The following is a 17,324-nucleotide window of genomic DNA, read 5'->3' on the forward strand; positions in this document are numbered from 1 at the left end:
TTAATTGTTGATAATTCCTACAATGAATCTTAAGTGATGAGATATAAAAAATATGTTGAGTTCTTTTGTTCATAAGGGAGCCATTATTTATGTTTTACTATTGGTATTTTTCTTCAAAAGAAGGCTTGTATGGCTGTTAGTTTTTCTCGTGATCATATTCGATTCTTATTTAATCGCCTTAAAGATAAGCTTTGGGTGAAACCCCTATGGATGTGTATTTGCTCTATTTTCGCAGTTTTTGTAGCAAAAGTAGCTGATCACATTGAAACAGAGCTATTTATTCTTCCTGTTAGCTTAGATTCGTTGGTGACACTACTTGAAATCATGGCTTCTAGTATGTTGGTGATTGCGACGTTTTCAGTTGGTTCTATGGTGTCTGCATATGCATCGGCGAGTACCTCCGCGACGCCTAGAGCTTTTACTTTGGTGGTTTCTGATGATGTGTCTAAAAATGCTTTATCGCGTTTTATTGGCTCATTTATCTTTAGTATTGTTGCGCTTACTGCGGTTAAAAATGAATTTTTTGGGGTGTCTGGCCTTTTTGTACTGTTTATTTTGACTGGGTTTGTATTTGCATTAGTGATTTTAACGTTTATTCGTTGGGTGGATCGTTTAGCGAGATTAGGGCGGATCGGCTCAACGGTTGATCGGGTTGAAAAGGTGGCGATGGATGCGCTTATTCGCCAGCGTAATACCCCTAATCTTTCTGGTGCGCGGTGTATTGATCGAGGTAAGGGTGAACCTGTCGTTGCGACGAGTGTGGGTTATATTCAACATGTTGATATTAGTCGTTTACATCAATGGGCAGAAAAATTTGATGCGAATGTGATCTTGGTTACACTCCCTGGAGATTTTGTCGCTCCGGGAACAGAGATTGCGAGAGTGATATTAAATGATCAGCATAAAGATGAATTAGAATTTGATTACAAAGGTGTCATTGGGGCATTTCAAATTGGTGCTGACCGGCTTTTCGATGATGACCCTAGATTTGGTTTGGTTGTGCTCTCGGAAATTGCCAGTAAAGCGTTATCACCTGCGGTGAATGATCCAGGTTCGGCGATTAAAGTAATTGGTAGTATGGTTCGCTTATTTGCAACTTGGTCAGAGCCTGTTCAAGAAAAGGATGAACAAGATTCTTGCTACGATAGAGTACAAGTTCCAGAAGTTAAAATTGAAGATATGTTTAATGATGCCTTTACCCCAATTGCGCGTGATGGAGCGGCTTGCTTGGAGGTTGTGACGCATTTACAAAAGTCACTGGTTGCTTTGCATTTGCTAGGAGATGAGCGCATGAAACAATCAGCAAAACATCATGCACAAATGTCGTTAAAGCGAAGTCAATTGGCGTTGGATTTACCTGAAGATGTATTGGCAGTCAGGGATGTTAGTTTGTTTGCTGGCACCGATAAAATTTAAAGCAATGACAATCTATTTCTTATTTGAAAATAATGATGCCTAGTATGTAGTTGTTGCCGCTTTGTTGGCCATATCAAAATGTTATAACCGCAGATAAATGTTCAATGCACGGTTATGACTAATTTAGATTCCTGTTTTATAAAAACTCAAAGCCTGCTGCCTTGCCGTTGCATGATCGACAACTGCTGGCCAATAACTCTCAATATGGTTTTGCTTTAAATAGTCGTGAGGAAAATGCAGATGTTTTAACGGGACATTGTCGAGTTCGGGTAAGTATTTACGAATAAAGCTTCCATCTGGATCATATTTTTCACTTTGGGTAATGGGATTGAAAATTCGAAAATATGGTTGAGCATCACAGCCAGTGCCAGCAGCCCACTGCCATCCTCCATTGTTCGCGCTTAAATCACCATCAATAAGATGTTGCATGAAGAATTTCTCACCCAGACGCCAATCCACTAAGCAGTGCTTAGTTAAAAAACTCGCCACAATCATACGCAATCGATTATGCATCCAGCCCGTTTGTATTAATTGCCTCATTGCTGCATCAACGATTGGATACCCTGTTTTTCCTTGTTGCCAAGCATGGAGAAGTTTAGGTGAGTTCAGCCAACTTAATCCATTGTATTTGGCATTGAAATTTCTATGCTTATTGAGATCAGGGAAATGATGCAATAAGTGACGGTAAAAATCACGCCACGCTAATTCATTAAGCCAACTGCCTTCAGGTTGTGAGATAGCCTCTAAGGCTTGTGGGTGTTGATGCAATAATTCCGACAGTATCCGTTTAGGACTGATTGCACCAATAGCAAGATAAGGTGAAAGCCCAGATGTGCCTTTTATGGCAGGGAAATCTCGGTCGTGATGGTAATTGTTTAATTTATGCTGCATAAAATCGGGTACGACTTGTTGTAGAACGACATTGGCTAATGGCCATTTACTTGAATCTTGCTTTGGGGCATTAAAAGAAATAGCGATATTTTGAACCGATCTAGATAATGAAGTGTTGCTGGTAAATACTGATGACAGTGGTGCTTGATAAGTGCGTTGTAAGTGTGCTGCCCATGCTTTTTTGAATGGAGTGAAGACTTTGTACATTTCACCTTGACCATTTAATACCGAGCCTTTAGTAACAATAACATCCGATTCAAAAAAAAGAATATCAATGTCTTGTTCACTAAGCGCATGATCACGTACTTGCTCATTGAGTTCGACTTCTTGATTAGCAAAAACTTGGTCGATGCTATGCTGTTGGCAGTATTCTAGTAAGCATTGAGACTGTGCTTTGAAATCCGTACTTTCTAGATGAAATAACGCAATACCCATTTTCCCTAACTGCTCACCCAATAAGTTCAGATGACGTTCAATGAAGTCAATTTTGATGGGGGCAAGGTTATGATGTTGCCATTGTTGGGGTGTTGAAATGAATATGGCTTGGCAAGGTTGGTTAGTGTCCATTGCTGCTTGGAGGGCTGGGTTATCGTCGATGCGCAAATCATTGCGAAACCAGATGAGATTCATAAATACCTTTCTATGAGTAATAGTGTTGTTTTAGTCATTATAAATTGCGATGAGGTGGTCCCCATCACATCATTCTAAGCTAAATATAACGAAGCTTCAGTTCTTGCGGGTAAGGTGAAAGGTACACTTGAGCGGCAAGATATTGTTGAGGAAATTCTTTTAAGTAATGATTAATTAAAGTTAAAGGGACAACCAAAGGCACTAATCCTTGACGGAAATCATCGATGTGTCCAGACAATTCTTGTTTTTGTTCTTTGGTTAATACCTTCTTAAAGTAACCTTGTAAGTGCTGTAATGTGTTAGTGTGGGTTTTGTGTGTTGCCACATGCTTTAACCCTGCCATCATTATGCTGATGTATTGTTGAGCCATGTCTTCAACGCTAAGATCGGCTCTTGCCAATATTCTGCCCGTTTCTTTATAGCTGATTAAATGATGGCTCATGAGCAAATATTTTCTTGCGCTATGAAATTGAATTAATTTGTGTTTCGTTAATCCAGAACTCAATAAGTCTTGCCAATGACGATAAGTAAAAACTCGGATCATAAAGTTTTCACGTAACGCAGGATCGCATAACCGACCATTTTCTTCACAAGGTAGGTTCGGATTCATTTCCATGATTTGTTTGGCAAAAAGCCCAGTACCAGAAGGCATGCTGCCTTTTCCATCCGCTTGATAAACCTTTACTCGCTCCATACCGCAACTTGGGCTTTTTTGACAAAAGATAAAGCCGCTTAAGTGCTCAATGTTTTGCGCTGTTTTTTGACCATATTCGGTTAGCTTGTGTGTTACATCGCCATTACCGTCTGGTCGACTAACATGAATGCCATCGTCTAATTGTACTTGGCGTATCGTTGGTCTAGGAATGGGCAGCCCAATGGCGACTTCAGGACAAAAAGGTTGATATTCAACAAACGGAGCTAGGTGAGTCATACAAAAATCAGACTTCTTATGTCCTTTATCAAATCGGACTTGTTGTCCTGCAACACAAGCGCTGATGCCAATAGATGGTTTGTGCTCTGGTAACTTCATTTTATCCCCTTTCTATCGTGTATTACTTTTCGATATAACAAGCCGTTTGACTTAAATCATTAAAACATTGATTAGAGTAAAGTATACCTCTTGTGGGTTATGGGTGCTTGATGTAGTTAGATTCTATGATTTGACCACTAGGATATGATGATTGGTTTGAACTTTTATATTGTTCATTCATCTAAATGAGTGTTTGAATTGCTAGGTTGATGTTTTTTTATTCAAATGGTTAGGTAATTTTTCCTTTTTTTGTGATTATGCGTACATCTCGTAAACGGTTTGCATCCTTAGGCTTTCGAGTCTTGTCTGTTGTGATAACATAGACAGCATTTTCCCTTTAACTATAGTTGATAAGCAATGCTAGAAGTCCGTGATTTAACTGCGATTCGTGATGAGAAAGAATTGTTTCAATCGATAGCATTTTCAGTTAGTCCTGGCGATCTTATACAAGTGGAAGGTCGTAACGGTTCTGGTAAAACAACAATGTTGCGAATTATCACGGGGTTAGGGGATTGCGAGTCAGGCAAGATATTATGGAAAGGGGTTGATACCCATAAAGATCGTGATGCATTCCATGAAGATTTACTCTTTATCGGCCATCAGACTGGGGTGAAAAAAGAACTGACAGCGTTTGAGAATTTATCGTTTTATCAAAAAATGAATGGTTCAAAGGGCGTTACTGAAGATGATATTTGGCTTGCGTTGGCAAAAGTGGGTTTAGCTGGCAAAGAAGATATCCCAGCAGGGAAGTTGTCGGCAGGCCAACAGCGTCGGGTTGCCTTAGCCCGTTTATGGCTAAGTAAGCACCCATTGTGGATTTTAGATGAACCTTTGACTGCAATAGATAAACAGGGAATTAAAGTGATCGAAGCATTGTTTATTGAACACACCAATCAAGGTGGCATGATTTTGTTTACTACTCACCAAGATATGTTTACCGATGTTGTCACGTTAAAAACCATTCGGTTAGGTGAGTAAATGGTTGCTAATATGGTCGAGATTATTCGCCGAGAGCTTTTGATTGCTTACCGTCGCCAAGCGGATATTTTTAATCCGTTATGGTTTTTTATCATCGTTATTACCTTGTTTCCTTTGAGTATTGGCCCTGAGCCTAATTTGTTAGCACGTATTGCAGCTGGCATTATTTGGGTAGCGGCATTGCTTTCGGCTCTGTTATCGTTAGAGCGTTTGTTCCGTGATGATTTTCATGACGGCGCGTTAGAGCAATTAATGTTATTACCGATCCCTTTACCTTTAGTGGTGATGTCAAAAGTAATCGCGCATTGGTTGTTAACAGGGTTGCCTTTGATTTTAATCAGCCCATTGCTTGCGGTATTGCTTTCATTAGATTTCAACACTTGGTTGGCGGTCGTGGTAACTTTGCTACTAGGGACGCCTACATTAAGTTTTATTGGCGCAATTGGGGTGGGGCTGACAGTCGGTTTGCAAAAAGGTGGAGTGTTGCTAAGCCTATTGGTTTTACCTTTATATATCCCAGTTTTGATTTTTGCGACGTCCGCTATCGAAGCGGCGACCAGTGGGTTTGCCTACAGTGGTCAATTAGCTATTTTAGGCGCAATGTTACTTGGCGCAGCAACTTTAACGCCTTTTGCTATCAGTGCTTCGTTGAGAATCAGTGTGAATTAACGTTATCCGTTTAACAGTATCAAATTATTAAAATAATAAAGTGAGCTCTGGATTGTCACTAGGGCCGCATAAAAAAGTGAGAAGCAACATGTGGAAATGGTTACACCCATACGCAAAAGCTGAAAGAACTTATCAGCTGTGCGGTTCATTATTACCTTGGTTTTCAGTTTTGGCTGTGGGCTTATTGATTGTTGGTACCATTTGGGGGTTGGCTTTTGCGCCTGCCGATTACCAACAAGGCGAAAGCTTTCGTATTATTTATATTCATGTTCCTGCTGCTATTTGGTCGATGGGTATTTACACCTCGATGGCGATTGCGGCATTTATTGGATTAGTTTGGCAATTGAAATTATCCAATATGGCCGCTGCTGCGATGGCACCAATTGGTGCGATTTTTACTTTTATTGCGTTGATTACAGGCGCAGTGTGGGGTAAGCCTATGTGGGGGGCATGGTGGGTGTGGGATGCACGCTTAACCTCTGAGCTTATTCTTCTATTTTTATATTTAGGTGTGATTGCGCTTTATCATGCTTTTGATGATCAAAAAACTGCGGCGAAAGCAGCAGGAATTTTAGCCATTGTGGGTGTCGTAAATATCCCGATTATTCATTATTCGGTTGAATGGTGGAACACGCTTCATCAAGGCGCAACGATTACTAAAATTGGTAAACCTTCTATCGCACCCGAGATGTTATGGCCTTTGCTCTGTAATATCTTTGGTTTTGCTTTTTTCTTTGCTGCCGTCACTATGATCCGTTTGCGTACGGAGATTTTAAGTCGTGAAAGTCATCGGCCTTGGGTGCTGGATCTTGTCAAAAATAATGCTGCAGATGCAAGCCACAGACATGGAGTGAAATAATGTATTTTGATTCTTTCAGTGACTTTATTGCAATGGGTGGTTATGCCGCTTATGTATGGAGTGCATTTGGTATTACTTTCTTCTGTATGTTCGCTCTGTTTTGGAAGAGTGTTTCACAAGGTAAAGCGCTCTTAAAAGATATCCAACAAAAAATTGACCGTGAAGCTCGTCGTCAAGCGGCGAAAAAAATGGAAAACACACTATGACTCCTAGACGTAAAAAGCGACTTGCAATTATTTTAGCCATTCTGATTGGTGTTGCTGGGACAGTTGGCTTAACCATGTATGCATTAAGCCAAAATATGAATTTATTTTATACGCCAACTGAATTGGTTAACGGTAAACCAGACGGAACGAAACCTCATGTGGGTGAGCGCTTGCGTATTGGTGGAATGGTAGTTGAAGGGTCTGTGAAGCGTGATCCTAATTCACTTGAAGTGAGCTTTGATCTAAAAGATGTGGGTCCAACCGTTACGGTTACTTATAACGGTATCTTGCCGGATCTGTTCCGTGAAGGGCAGGGCATTGTGGCGCAAGGTACTTTAGTGAATGCTACCACGGTTGAAGCTTTTGAAGTACTTGCTAAGCATGATGAAAAATACATGCCACCAGAAATTGCTGAGGCAATGAAAAAGAACCATAACCCGGATTCTAACTTAGAGTCTGATTCAAAAATGAACGCTGAGACTAAGCAAGGATACGAGTAATGAGTGCTGAACTTGGACATTTTGCCTTAATTCTAGCATTAGGGTTTTCGGTTCTATTAAGTGTGTTACCTATGTATGGGGCTAGCACCAATAATCGCACCCTGATGGGTATGGCGAGGCCGCTTTCTTGGGGAATGTTCCTCATGTTAGCTTTTTCGTTTATCACGCTATTGTGGGCTTTTTATACCAACGATTTTACATTGCAATATGTCGCGAGTAACTCCAATAGCCAGCTTCCTTGGTATTACCGTCTAACGGCTGTTTGGGGTGCACACGAAGGTTCATTATTACTTTGGGTGCTTATCCAAGCAATCTGGACGATTGCAGTGGCAACCTTTAGCCGTGGAATGCCTCAAGAGTCAGTCTCTCGAGTGCTTGCCGTAATGGGCATGATTTCAGTTGGATTCTTACTCTTTATTATCCTAACGTCGAATCCATTTTTGCGAACACTGCCTTATTTCCCCATTGATGGCCGAGATTTAAACCCATTGCTTCAAGATCCGGGTTTGATTATTCACCCACCAATGTTGTACATGGGTTATGTTGGCTTCTCGGTTGCGTTCTCTTTTGCCATTGCCTCTCTTATGACAGGCCGTTTAGATACGGCATGGGCTCGTTGGTCTCGTCCTTGGACAACCGCAGCTTGGGTATTCTTAACCGTAGGTATCGCACTAGGCTCTTGGTGGGCATATTATGAACTTGGCTGGGGCGGTTGGTGGTTCTGGGATCCAGTAGAAAACGCTTCTTTCATGCCATGGCTTGCGGGTACGGCATTAATGCACTCCCTTACGGTAACAGAAAAACGCGGTACGTTTAAAGCGTGGACGGTATTATTAGCGATCAGCGCCTTCTCATTGAGCTTACTTGGTACATTCTTAGTTCGCTCGGGTATTTTGGTGTCGGTTCACTCATTCGCTTCCGATCCTGCTCGTGGCATGTTCATTTTGGTGTTCTTAGCGATAGTTATCGGTGGTTCATTATTGCTGTTTGCTCTGAAAGGTTCGAAGGTGCGTGTACGCGGTAACTACGCATTGTTCTCTCGTGAGAACGCTTTATTGTCGAATAATATACTATTGGTGGCCGCATTAGTTGTGGTGCTGATTGGTACACTTTTACCTCTTGTTCATAAACAAATAGGAATGGGCTCGGTATCTATTGGTGCACCATTCTTTAATACCTTGTTTACTTGGTTAATCGTCCCATTCACCTTAATTTTAGGTGTGGGCCCAATGATTCGTTGGAAGCGCGATAACTTAGCGGAAGTGAAAATTCCGATGATCGTCTCGCTACTGATTTCTGTTATTGGCTCTTTGATTATTACCTTGATGTCATCAAAAGGGTTTATGCCACTTGCCACCTTAGGTTGGTTTATGGCGATTTGGATCTTTGCGATGCATGGTTTTGAATTGCATCAACGTGCTACTCACCGTCATACCTTCTTTAAAGGTTTAACTAAATTGCAACGCAGTCATTGGGCGATGATGTTAGGTCATCTTGGTTTGGCTGTTACCATTATCGGTATTGCGATGGTGCAAAATTACAGCATTGAGCGAGATGTGCGCTTAGAACCTGGGCAAACGTTTGAAATTGAAGGTTATCAATTTGATTTTGTTGGTGTTCGTGATCATGATGGCCCGAACTATGATGGTTTTATTGCTGATTTTAACATTACAGAAGATGGCAAGTTTATTAATGAACTGCATGCTGAAAAACGTTTCTACCATACGGCTCGCTCGATGATGACCGAAGCGGCGATTGATCGTGGTTTCACTCGCGATTTGTACGTTGCGATGGGTGAGCAGTTGGAAGGGACAAACGCTTGGGCAGTACGTATTTATTATAAACCATTCATTCGATGGATTTGGTTTGGCGCAATTTTGATGGCGATTGGCGGTATTTTGGCTATCAGTGATAAACGTTATCGCTTCCGTAAAAAGTCAGATGGCGATTCTAAGAACTCAACGCTGAATGAGCAGGAGGCGTAATCAATGAACCGTAATATTTTATTTGCGCCTTTAGCTTTATTTGCTGTTTTAGTCGCGGTATTTGCAACTCAATTAACGAGAAATGCAGACGGTGATGATCCTACGAAATTGGAGTCGGTATTGGTGGGCAAGCCGGTGCCTGATTTCCAACTGCAAGATCTATTTGAAGAAAATAAAACTTATGATCAAAGCTTATTTAAAGGTAAGCCTTTGCTATTGAATGTATGGGCGACGTGGTGTCCAACCTGTTACGCTGAGCATCAATTTTTGAATAAGTTATCAAGCCAAGGGGTTAACATTATTGGCTTGAACTACAAAGATGATCGTGAGAAGGCTAAAAAGTGGCTACGTGAATTAGGAGACCCATACCAAATTGTGCTCTTTGATGGCAGTGGTATGTTCGGTTTGGATTTAGGCGTGTATGGCGCACCTGAAACTTTCTTGATTGATGCAGAAGGGAAGATTCAATATCGTCATGTTGGTGATGTGAATGTCGATAATTGGAATGAAACATTATTGCCTTTGTACAATAAGCTTGCCGGACAGAAAGCGCCATTGAACCCTGTTCCAATGGAGCGTGTTCAATGATTAAGCCTTCTTCAATTCTGTTAACTTTTTTAATGGTAATGGCTTTTCCTGTGATGGCGGCTATCGAAGTGTTTGACTTTGATTCGCCACAGCAAGAGGCTCAATTTCAAGAATTAAGTCATACATTGCGTTGCCCAAAGTGTCAGAATAACTCTATTTCAGACTCTAATGCAGAGCTTGCTAAAGACTTACGTTTGAAAGTCTACCAAATGACAAAAGCCGGAAAATCAAAGCAAGAGATTGTAGATTATATGGTTGCTCGTTACGGAAACTTCGTAACTTATAACCCACCAATGACACCGTCTACGGCAGTGTTGTGGGTTGCACCTATTTCTATCGTGTTGTTTGGTTTTGGGTTCATCGTAATACGCAGCCGTCGCAGAGCCTCAAGCAAAACTGCTCATAGCGAAGCATTGGATGAAACTCAAGAACAGCGTCTCAAGCAACTATTGGAAGAAACTTCTTCAGATTCTAATGAAAAAAAGGGTACTGACTCATGATGGCATTTTGGATTGGCACGGTACTACTGCTGGCAGTGTCTTGCATATTGATTATTTATCCTTTGTTTAATCCGAAAGAGATTGATGAAGCGACACAGCGTGATGATTTAAATAAAGCATTTTTTAAAGACCGCCTTGAAGAACTCGATTCTGAAGATCAAGCGGGTATCGTGAATAACAAAGAAGATTTGGTGACGGATCTTAAACAGTTATTGTTAGATGATATTCCAACGTCGAAAACTCAGGTTAAGGCTGGCGCTGAAAAAGTAAAGTGGATGGCGATTCCCATTGTTATTTTCATGGCAGCGATGTCTTATGGAATGTATGCCATGTATGGGGCGCAGACAAAAGTTGCTGATTGGGCAAAAGTAGAAAGTAACTTACCTGAACTGTCAAAAAAATTGATGAACCCTGAAGGCGTTCAATTAACCGATCAAGAAATGAACGACTTAACTTTGGGCTTGCGTACGCGCTTACAGTTAACGCCTGATGATGCTACGGGTTGGGTTTTACTTGGCCGTATCGGATTAGCTAATCGTGATGTGGAAACGGCAATCGGAGCATTAACAAAAGCCGATAACTTAACGCCGAATAATCCAGATATTATGCTGAGCTTATCACAAGCGTTACTTTTTTCAGGTGACCAAGCCGATTTGGATAAAGCAAAAAATATGCTTGATTACTTGATGCAACAGCCACAAGTTGATTTACGTGTTTACTCTTTATTGGCGTTTAAAGCTTACAACGATGGTAACTATGTTGAAGCGATTAAATACTGGAAAGGGTTACAAGCGCAAATTGGTGAAGATGACTCGCGTTATGCAATGTTAGAACGCAGTATTAACACGGCACAACGTGAACTAGATCTACAAGCTAATCCGCAATCACAGCAGCATCAAGGCACACCTGTTAAAGTGACAATTTCACTCTCTCCAGAGGTAGAAGTACCAAAATCGGGCGTGTTAATTGTTTCAATTCACAGTGCAGATGGATCACCAATGCCTGTTGCCGCAGCACGTTATCCATTAACTAAATTCCCGGTAACCGTAGTACTGGATGATAGTAATAGCATGATTGAAAGCCGTAAGCTGTCTAGCTTATCCGATATCATGGTCCGTGCTCGTATTGATACTGATGGTAATGTTTCGACTCGTGATAATGACTGGCATGGTGAAAGCTTACCAATACATCTGGGTGATGATGCAGTTGTATCTATCGATAAGAAATATTGATATTTAGGTTGAATATGCCATACACTTAATATCTGTATGTATATTTACTCATGAAGAGAAAGGGCAATGATTAAAATTGCCTTTTCTTTTTATGTGACTAGGAACGCAGAGCTAATTATTAGTTAGCCATTATACAGGATGTTGTCATTTGAGTGACATGAACTCTACCAGCCTTTCTCCGCTATTACTTCTGACGTCACTGTTATTGTCGGGCTGCAGCTCTGTACCTGAAGAAAAGACATCCGAAGTCGAACAAACGAACGTTACAAACCCCCATCCATCAACGTTTGAACCTAAAGATGAGTCTGGCGATCCACTTGAAGGTTTTAACCGTGTGATGTGGAGTGTCAATTATGATTATCTTGATCCTTATTTTGTTCGTCCTATGTCTATCGTTTATATGGAGTGGACTCCTTCACCTATCCGAGCCGGTTTCAATAATTTCTTAGATAACTTAGATGAACCTGCGAGTGCGATAAATAATCTATTGATGGGAAATGGAAAGTTAGCAATGAATAACTTTAACCGTTTTTGGATTAATACCACTATTGGTTTATTAGGGCTTATCGATGTTGCTTCCATGGTGGATATCCCTCGAACGACTCGTGAGTTTGGGGACGTGTTAGGTCATTATGGGGTAGGAAATGGCATGTATATGATGCTACCAGGGTACGGTCCTTTAACACCAAGAGATGTTACTGATACGGTCGATTCTCTTTATATTCCGTTAAATTGGCTCACCTTTTGGCAAAAAGCTACCAAGTGGACATTCCAAGGGCTTGAATCTCGCTATGAGTTGATTGGACAGGAAGGATTGCTTAAAGATTCGCCGGATTCTTATCAGTTGAGTAAAAGTATTTATTTACAGCATCAGGACTTCAAAGCTGAGATAAAAGAAGAGCCAAAAGAGGCGCTCGATGAACAGTTGTTAGAAGAGTACTTAGGTCACGATTACTAAGTTACTCGAATGTAAGTTCTGTCGATAACAAAAAAGCCTTGGTTCATTTAATGAACCAAGGCTTAATTTTTGAGTATAGAATATACCTAGAAGGTCTTACTGTATTGAACACCCGTAATGATGGCATCTGTATGAGTGGTTGCTTCAATGCTTGATATATGATCATAAGATTGAGTTGCATCCACATCTTTCCCTAGCAAGTAAGTAAAGCCGAAGTCAATACTTGAATCCTTGCTTGGTGCGTAAGAGAAGCCCGCCGATAACCAGTTACGGTTTGAATCCGGCACCGCAATGGTAGTCACTTCATCTTGTGCGCCTTGGTCGAACATGTAACCGGTACGCAGTGTCCATTTGTCGGTTAAGTAGTAGGTGCCGCCAATTGCAAAGTTCCAAGTGTCTTTCCACTCAAAGTTTTCTAACGTGCTTGGGGTACCATTGGTGGTTAACTTATCGAACTTACTCCAGTCAGTCCAACCTATGGTATAGCTTAAAGCAAACTTAGTGCCCTTAATGCGGTTATAACCAGAGAATTGTGCAAAGTCAGGTAGCGGTACGTAAAGTTCGTCGGCACCAGTGGCTTTTAAAGTACCATCCATATCACCAGTCGCGGTGATTTTGGGGCTAGCATGGTATGAAATGCCCCAACGGTTATTTTCATCTAGCTCGTAAGTGGTGCCCACGTTCCAGCCTACACCAAAACCGGATGCATCGACGTCAGCCATATTGGCATCTCGATCTGCTGAGAATGTATGGTCACAATTATTCCATTTGCTTGGGTTTTTGGAATTCGTCTTGATATTATATGCAGAGCAAGCCTGCTGAAATTTATTGCCATTTACATTCGGTGTAATTGAAACGGTTGGGTTACCTTGAATTTGAAGGTTACGAGCAAATTGACCAATACCATAAATTAGATCCAAACCCGCACCAAAGCTCCATTGCTCATTTAAGCGATATGAAGCGGCTAAAGCTAATTCACCACTCATGATGCTGGATTCACCGCCATATTCGCCAGGGAAAGAAGAATCAAAGCTCGAAGCTGTACCAAAGTTAGAGTACAAACCGGCACCTACAGCAAATTTTTCGTTCAGTGGAATGACCAAAAACATGTTGGGTGCAACAGCCAAACTGCCAGCATCATCATAACCTACAGATCCAGAAGAATTTGGGGAGACATTACTGGTGTATGTACCATCTTTTACGGAAATCTTAGGCTTAATCGCAGTTGCGCCCATGGTAAAAGAGGTTTTATCAAACAGTGCCATGGCTGCAGGGTTGATCGCCATAACAGAAGCATTATCCCCAATGATTCCGTCACCCGCATACGCTCTGCCGGCACCTGTTGCAGATTGAGCGCTGATCTGAAAGCCAGCCGCAAAGACAGATTGAGAGGCAAGAAGTAATGCGCCAGTAATAGTAGATGTGGTTAACACATGCAACTTTTTCATTTAGTCATACCTACTTGTTATTATTTTCAGTGTTGAGTTTGAAAATGGGGGTCGTTCTTAAAGGAGGCGCATTATGGTGTTAAAAAAACAAACAACATATCCGACCATCTTAAACTTGGTCGCTAAAATTCATTAAAATCAATGAAATTGTAGTTAAAATGTTTTTTGGTTGTATGTTGTGCTGGGTTTATATGTTGCTGTTGGTGGTTTGCTTGAATGAATAGTATAGTTGATATTTATCTGGTGAATGATAAACGTTCTAAGTAATTGATTTTTGTTTTGAGGGGGTGCTTTTGGAGTAAATATGGAGCTTTTATAACAAAAGCCCCTTATTTATTAAGAAATATACCTAGATGATTTAGGTATATAGTGTATCAATTGAATAAATCTAGCTTTTTAGCGTAAGCATTGGCGCTAATTGTTGTGAAATTTCGGTGACATCTTCATCCATATCACCAACGACAATTAAGCTGCCTTTTGGTAAGGGGGTGATGACACCTTTCATATTATCTTTGGTAAAGTTGCTAGCCTTGGGGGCGGCAATATTAGAAATAAAGGCAGTCACACGGCCTTTTTTACCTTGGAACACCATATGCAATGCATGATGTTCTGCGCTAAAGCCACAATGATTCAAATAATAAATGTGATAAGGGAAACTAGAGGCCATTTTATACGAATATGATCCTAATTTCGCTTGCACTTCCTGCTCATTATTTGCTTCATTGACTCCTTGAATAAAGGGATCTTCTTCTTGTATATGATGGATTGCCATATTGTCTAAACTAGCATGGGCAGGGCTAACAACTAAAGCACCCCAGTTAATTTGCCCAATAGCCAAACCAATAGTAAAAATAATGGAAGCCGCCAAGGCAAAAGCCTGTTTCGTCATATTTATACGGGGTTTACTTTCTGATGTGGCGAAGATGATTTTATCTGCTAAATCATCAGGAACATCAACCATCATGGCTTGCTCAATCTTATGATTAAGCTCAGTTAAGCTGTCGGCATACTTTCTGTCAACTGAGCTTGATTGAATTTGTTCTATGATTTCATCGCTGCGATCTGTTGGATCGGAGAGCAAGCGTCGTCTAAATTCTAAATCATCCATGTGTCACCCCCTGAACTGATGTGGATGAATCCATTAATTCTTTAAGTTGATTACGAGCACGAAATAAACGCGTCATGACGGTATTTTTGTTGAGGTCTAAAATTTGGCTAATTTCATCACCATTAAAGCCTCCAATGACCTGTAAAATTAGAGGGTCTCTATATTCTATTTCTAATTTCATAATTTGTTTTTGGAGCCACTTCTGCTGGTGATGAGCATCATCATCTGTTTTCCCACTGTTACCGGGTTCATCTATGTCTACCAAGTCAAATTGCTTACGTTCAAATCGGCGAGCATTTTCACGTCGTAAAATAGTAATTAACCAAGCTTTAGCCGCTTTTTCATCCTGTAATGCATCAAGTGATTTCCAAGCGCGCAGGCAAGTCTCTTGCACTAAATCTTCTGCAATGTGTTTGTCTTTGCACAGCCAATAGGCGTAGCGATATAAATCTCGATGATAAGCCCTAACAAGGGATTCGTAACGTTTTTGTTTATCCATATCCTTATTGACCGAGTTAGGCGTTTTTTCTTTCCGAAAAGTTGAGAAATAGCCACTTTTGTTCCCTCACTGTGAATATATGTGCTTTTTTTCTTTACTTAAGCTTCACATTACAAATATCAAAATGAATTAAAATTACGCTAATAGCTTGATTATAATTCAATAACTCTATAATTAAGTGATAAATGGTTAGTATGTAAGAATGCACCTTTTATCGAGTGCTGTTTTTGTAACACAAATAAAGAAGTAATTAATGTTATTTTTGTAGGGTTTTAACGACTTTTACTCAGTCAATACCCTGAAAATTGGCTGTGCATCTTAATCTGTAGCCATAAACTTTGTCATGCGTCCGGTATAGATGTCACAATTTTTTAATATCATTCAGATAATGACTCGTTGTTCGGTTTTAAGTTCAATGTGCTTTGTATAGAATAACAGGTCAGACCTCTTTGGTTGTCGATTGTCGTTTCTAATAAATAAGGAAAGAATATGAGTCAGCAGGAAGTGAAAACCCGCAATGGCGAGCGTATTGCTATTGTGTCCGGTCTAAGAACACCGTTTGCTCGCCAAGGTACTGCCTTCAAAGAAGTACCCGCGGTAGATTTAGGCAAGATGGTGGTCAGCGAATTGTTGGCAAGAACGCGCATTGATCCAAAATTGATTGACCAAGTGGTTTTTGGGCAAGTAGTGCAAATGCCTGCTGCTCCCAATATTGCCCGTGAAATTGTGCTTGGTACTGGAATGGATGTATCAACGGATGCTTACAGTGTCACACGAGCTTGTGCGACCAGTTTTCAATCGGCTGTCAATGTGGCAGAAAGTATTATGGCTGGCACGATTGAAATTGGTATTGCGGGTGGGGCGGATTCTTCTTCTGTTCTGCCTATTGGTGTTTCTAAGCCATTAGCTCAGGGCTTACTTGAACTAAGCAAGGCCAAAACCTTACCGCAAAAGTTATCCGTATTACGTAAGCTGTCCTTTAAAGATTTAATGCCGGTGCCTCCTGCGGTTGCTGAGTACTCTACCGGTTTATCAATGGGACAAACAGCAGAACAGATGGCAAAAAGCCATGACATTCCTCGTGAAGAACAAGATGCGCTAGCTCACCGTTCTCATACCCTTGCTGCTCAAGCTTGGGAAGATGGATTAATACAAGATGAAGTGATGACCGCTTTCCCTGAACCGTTTAAGCAATGGATAAGTAAAGACAACAATATTCGCGAAGATAGTCAAATTGAGCAATACGCAAAATTACGCCCAGCATTTGATCGCAAATTTGGCTCAGTTACCGCAGCAACCAGTACGCCATTAACCGATGGTGCGGCTGCTGTATTGATGATGAGTGAAAGCAAAGCCAAAGAGCTAGGGCTTGAAGTGCTTGGTTATATTCGCTCATACGCATTTTCTGCTATTCAAGTTGAAGAAGATATGTTGATGGGGCCTTCTTATGCCACACCGATTGCTCTTGATCGAGCAGGGCTTGAACTTAACGATCTCGATTTAATTGAAATGCATGAAGCGTTTGCTGCTCAAACGTTAGCGAACGTGAAAATGTTTGCCTCAGAAAAGTTTGCTAAAGAAAAGTTAGGCCGAGATAAGGCGATTGGCGTTATTGATATGGAAAAATTCAACGTGCTGGGTGGTTCTTTGGCGTATGGGCATCCGTTTGCTGCGACAGGCGCGCGTTTAATGACGCAAACCTTACGTGAATTAAAACGCCGTGGTGGTGGGGTGGCACTAACAACCGCCTGTGCTGCTGGTGGTTTAGGCGCAGCGGTGATTTTAGAAGTCGATAAAAACGATGCACATACACAAGGAGCGAAATAA

At 41.0% G+C, this 17,324-nt stretch carries 17 protein-coding genes; 12 read left to right on the forward strand and 5 right to left on the reverse strand.

Features of this window, described 5'->3' with window-relative positions:
• Positions 1 to 129: 129 nt before the first annotated feature.
• Positions 130 to 1,416 carry a DUF2254 domain-containing protein gene (locus tag A1QC_RS12005; RefSeq protein ID WP_017025782.1) on the forward strand — a complete coding sequence of 429 codons (1,287 nt, stop codon included), beginning with the start codon at positions 130 to 132 and terminating at the stop codon, positions 1,414 to 1,416.
• Positions 1,417 to 1,539: 123 nt separating this feature from the next.
• Here A1QC_RS12005 and phrB read toward each other — a convergent pair whose 3' ends face one another.
• Positions 1,540 to 2,937, reverse strand: a complete 1,398-nt coding sequence (phrB, locus tag A1QC_RS12010) for a deoxyribodipyrimidine photo-lyase (protein ID WP_017025783.1) — start codon at positions 2,935 to 2,937, stop codon at positions 1,540 to 1,542.
• Between the two features lie 79 nt (positions 2,938 to 3,016).
• Positions 3,017 to 3,967 (reverse strand): YbgA family protein, encoded by a 951-nt coding sequence (locus A1QC_RS12015; protein WP_017025784.1) that lies wholly within the window; start codon positions 3,965 to 3,967, stop codon positions 3,017 to 3,019.
• Positions 3,968 to 4,324: 357 nt separating this feature from the next.
• On the opposite strand from A1QC_RS12015, the gene ccmA reads away from it, so the two are divergent.
• From ccmA to A1QC_RS12065, 10 genes are all read left to right on the forward strand, one after another.
• Entirely contained in the window at positions 4,325 to 4,945 is a 621-nt protein-coding gene (gene ccmA, locus A1QC_RS12020) for a cytochrome c biogenesis heme-transporting ATPase CcmA (RefSeq protein ID WP_017025785.1), read from the forward strand.
• Positions 4,946 to 5,614 carry a heme exporter protein CcmB gene (ccmB, locus tag A1QC_RS12025; RefSeq protein WP_017025786.1) on the forward strand — a complete coding sequence of 223 codons (669 nt, stop codon included), beginning with the start codon at positions 4,946 to 4,948 and terminating at the stop codon, positions 5,612 to 5,614.
• An 88-nt stretch (positions 5,615 to 5,702) separates the two neighbouring features.
• Positions 5,703 to 6,473, forward strand: coding sequence for a heme ABC transporter permease (locus A1QC_RS12030; protein ID WP_017025787.1), 771 nt, complete (start codon positions 5,703 to 5,705; stop codon positions 6,471 to 6,473).
• Positions 6,473 to 6,679 carry a heme exporter protein CcmD gene (gene ccmD, locus A1QC_RS12035; RefSeq protein WP_017025788.1) on the forward strand — a complete coding sequence of 69 codons (207 nt, stop codon included), beginning with the start codon at positions 6,473 to 6,475 and terminating at the stop codon, positions 6,677 to 6,679. Before A1QC_RS12030 ends, ccmD begins: the two co-directional genes overlap by 1 nt.
• The gene (gene ccmE / locus A1QC_RS12040; protein WP_017025789.1) at positions 6,676 to 7,179 is read left to right on the forward strand and encodes a cytochrome c maturation protein CcmE; all 504 of its coding nucleotides are present in this window, start codon (positions 6,676 to 6,678) and stop codon (positions 7,177 to 7,179) included. Before ccmD ends, ccmE begins: the two co-directional genes overlap by 4 nt.
• Positions 7,179 to 9,164: a heme lyase CcmF/NrfE family subunit gene (locus tag A1QC_RS12045; protein ID WP_017025790.1), complete on the forward strand. Its 1,986-nt coding sequence runs from the start codon at positions 7,179 to 7,181 to the stop codon at positions 9,162 to 9,164. The genes ccmE and A1QC_RS12045 overlap by 1 nt, the downstream gene beginning before the upstream one ends.
• Positions 9,165 to 9,167: 3 nt before the next feature.
• Positions 9,168 to 9,752, forward strand: a complete 585-nt coding sequence (locus A1QC_RS12050; RefSeq protein WP_017025791.1) for a DsbE family thiol:disulfide interchange protein — start codon at positions 9,168 to 9,170, stop codon at positions 9,750 to 9,752.
• Complete coding sequence (locus A1QC_RS12055; RefSeq protein WP_017025792.1) at positions 9,749 to 10,252, forward strand: cytochrome c-type biogenesis protein CcmH; 504 nt, start codon at positions 9,749 to 9,751, stop codon at positions 10,250 to 10,252. Before A1QC_RS12050 ends, A1QC_RS12055 begins: the two co-directional genes overlap by 4 nt.
• Positions 10,249 to 11,484: a c-type cytochrome biogenesis protein CcmI gene (gene ccmI / locus A1QC_RS12060; protein ID WP_017025793.1), complete on the forward strand. Its 1,236-nt coding sequence runs from the start codon at positions 10,249 to 10,251 to the stop codon at positions 11,482 to 11,484. Before A1QC_RS12055 ends, ccmI begins: the two co-directional genes overlap by 4 nt.
• Before the next feature lie 157 nt (positions 11,485 to 11,641).
• On the forward strand, positions 11,642 to 12,442 hold the full coding sequence (locus A1QC_RS12065; RefSeq protein WP_017025794.1) for an MlaA family lipoprotein: 801 nt from the start codon (positions 11,642 to 11,644) through the stop codon (positions 12,440 to 12,442).
• Positions 12,443 to 12,528: 86 nt separating this feature from the next.
• Here the strand turns inward: A1QC_RS12065 and A1QC_RS12070 are convergent, their stop codons facing one another.
• The 3 genes from A1QC_RS12070 to A1QC_RS12080 all read right to left on the reverse strand — a co-directional run bounded on the left by A1QC_RS12070 (position 12,529) and on the right by A1QC_RS12080 (position 15,497).
• Complete coding sequence (locus tag A1QC_RS12070) at positions 12,529 to 13,890, reverse strand: outer membrane protein transport protein (protein ID WP_017025795.1); 1,362 nt, start codon at positions 13,888 to 13,890, stop codon at positions 12,529 to 12,531.
• A gap of 388 nt (positions 13,891 to 14,278) precedes the next feature.
• On the reverse strand, positions 14,279 to 14,998 hold the full coding sequence (locus A1QC_RS12075) for a DUF3379 family protein (RefSeq protein ID WP_017025796.1): 720 nt from the start codon (positions 14,996 to 14,998) through the stop codon (positions 14,279 to 14,281).
• On the reverse strand, positions 14,991 to 15,497 hold the full coding sequence (locus tag A1QC_RS12080) for a sigma-70 family RNA polymerase sigma factor (protein WP_017025797.1): 507 nt from the start codon (positions 15,495 to 15,497) through the stop codon (positions 14,991 to 14,993). Before A1QC_RS12080 ends, A1QC_RS12075 begins: the two co-directional genes overlap by 8 nt.
• Before the next feature lie 489 nt (positions 15,498 to 15,986).
• On the opposite strand from A1QC_RS12080, the gene fadI reads away from it, so the two are divergent.
• Positions 15,987 to 17,324, forward strand: a complete 1,338-nt coding sequence (gene fadI, locus A1QC_RS12085; protein WP_017025798.1) for an acetyl-CoA C-acyltransferase FadI — start codon at positions 15,987 to 15,989, stop codon at positions 17,322 to 17,324.

Origin of the sequence: Vibrio rumoiensis 1S-45 (assembly GCF_000286955.2) — a bacterium.
Taxonomy (GTDB): Bacteria; Pseudomonadota; Gammaproteobacteria; order Enterobacterales; family Vibrionaceae; genus Vibrio; species Vibrio rumoiensis_A.

What these genes read in the sequence shown, in the direction of transcription:
- A1QC_RS12005 (WP_017025782.1), top strand. Translation starts at nt 130, where the DNA reads ATGGCTGTTAGTTTTTCTCGTGATCATATTCGATTCTTATTTAATCGC.
- phrB (WP_017025783.1), bottom strand. Translation starts at nt 2,937, where the DNA reads ATGAATCTCATCTGGTTTCGCAATGATTTGCGCATCGACGATAACCCA.
- A1QC_RS12015 (WP_017025784.1), bottom strand. Translation starts at nt 3,967, where the DNA reads ATGAAGTTACCAGAGCACAAACCATCTATTGGCATCAGCGCTTGTGTT.
- ccmA (WP_017025785.1), top strand. Translation starts at nt 4,325, where the DNA reads ATGCTAGAAGTCCGTGATTTAACTGCGATTCGTGATGAGAAAGAATTG.
- ccmB (WP_017025786.1), top strand. Translation starts at nt 4,946, where the DNA reads ATGGTTGCTAATATGGTCGAGATTATTCGCCGAGAGCTTTTGATTGCT.
- A1QC_RS12030 (WP_017025787.1), top strand. Translation starts at nt 5,703, where the DNA reads ATGTGGAAATGGTTACACCCATACGCAAAAGCTGAAAGAACTTATCAG.
- ccmD (WP_017025788.1), top strand. Translation starts at nt 6,473, where the DNA reads ATGTATTTTGATTCTTTCAGTGACTTTATTGCAATGGGTGGTTATGCC.
- ccmE (WP_017025789.1), top strand. Translation starts at nt 6,676, where the DNA reads ATGACTCCTAGACGTAAAAAGCGACTTGCAATTATTTTAGCCATTCTG.
- A1QC_RS12045 (WP_017025790.1), top strand. Translation starts at nt 7,179, where the DNA reads ATGAGTGCTGAACTTGGACATTTTGCCTTAATTCTAGCATTAGGGTTT.
- A1QC_RS12050 (WP_017025791.1), top strand. Translation starts at nt 9,168, where the DNA reads ATGAACCGTAATATTTTATTTGCGCCTTTAGCTTTATTTGCTGTTTTA.
- A1QC_RS12055 (WP_017025792.1), top strand. Translation starts at nt 9,749, where the DNA reads ATGATTAAGCCTTCTTCAATTCTGTTAACTTTTTTAATGGTAATGGCT.
- ccmI (WP_017025793.1), top strand. Translation starts at nt 10,249, where the DNA reads ATGATGGCATTTTGGATTGGCACGGTACTACTGCTGGCAGTGTCTTGC.
- A1QC_RS12065 (WP_017025794.1), top strand. Translation starts at nt 11,642, where the DNA reads ATGAACTCTACCAGCCTTTCTCCGCTATTACTTCTGACGTCACTGTTA.
- A1QC_RS12070 (WP_017025795.1), bottom strand. Translation starts at nt 13,890, where the DNA reads ATGAAAAAGTTGCATGTGTTAACCACATCTACTATTACTGGCGCATTA.
- A1QC_RS12075 (WP_017025796.1), bottom strand. Translation starts at nt 14,998, where the DNA reads ATGGATGATTTAGAATTTAGACGACGCTTGCTCTCCGATCCAACAGAT.
- A1QC_RS12080 (WP_017025797.1), bottom strand. Translation starts at nt 15,497, where the DNA reads ATGGATAAACAAAAACGTTACGAATCCCTTGTTAGGGCTTATCATCGA.
- fadI (WP_017025798.1), top strand. Translation starts at nt 15,987, where the DNA reads ATGAGTCAGCAGGAAGTGAAAACCCGCAATGGCGAGCGTATTGCTATT.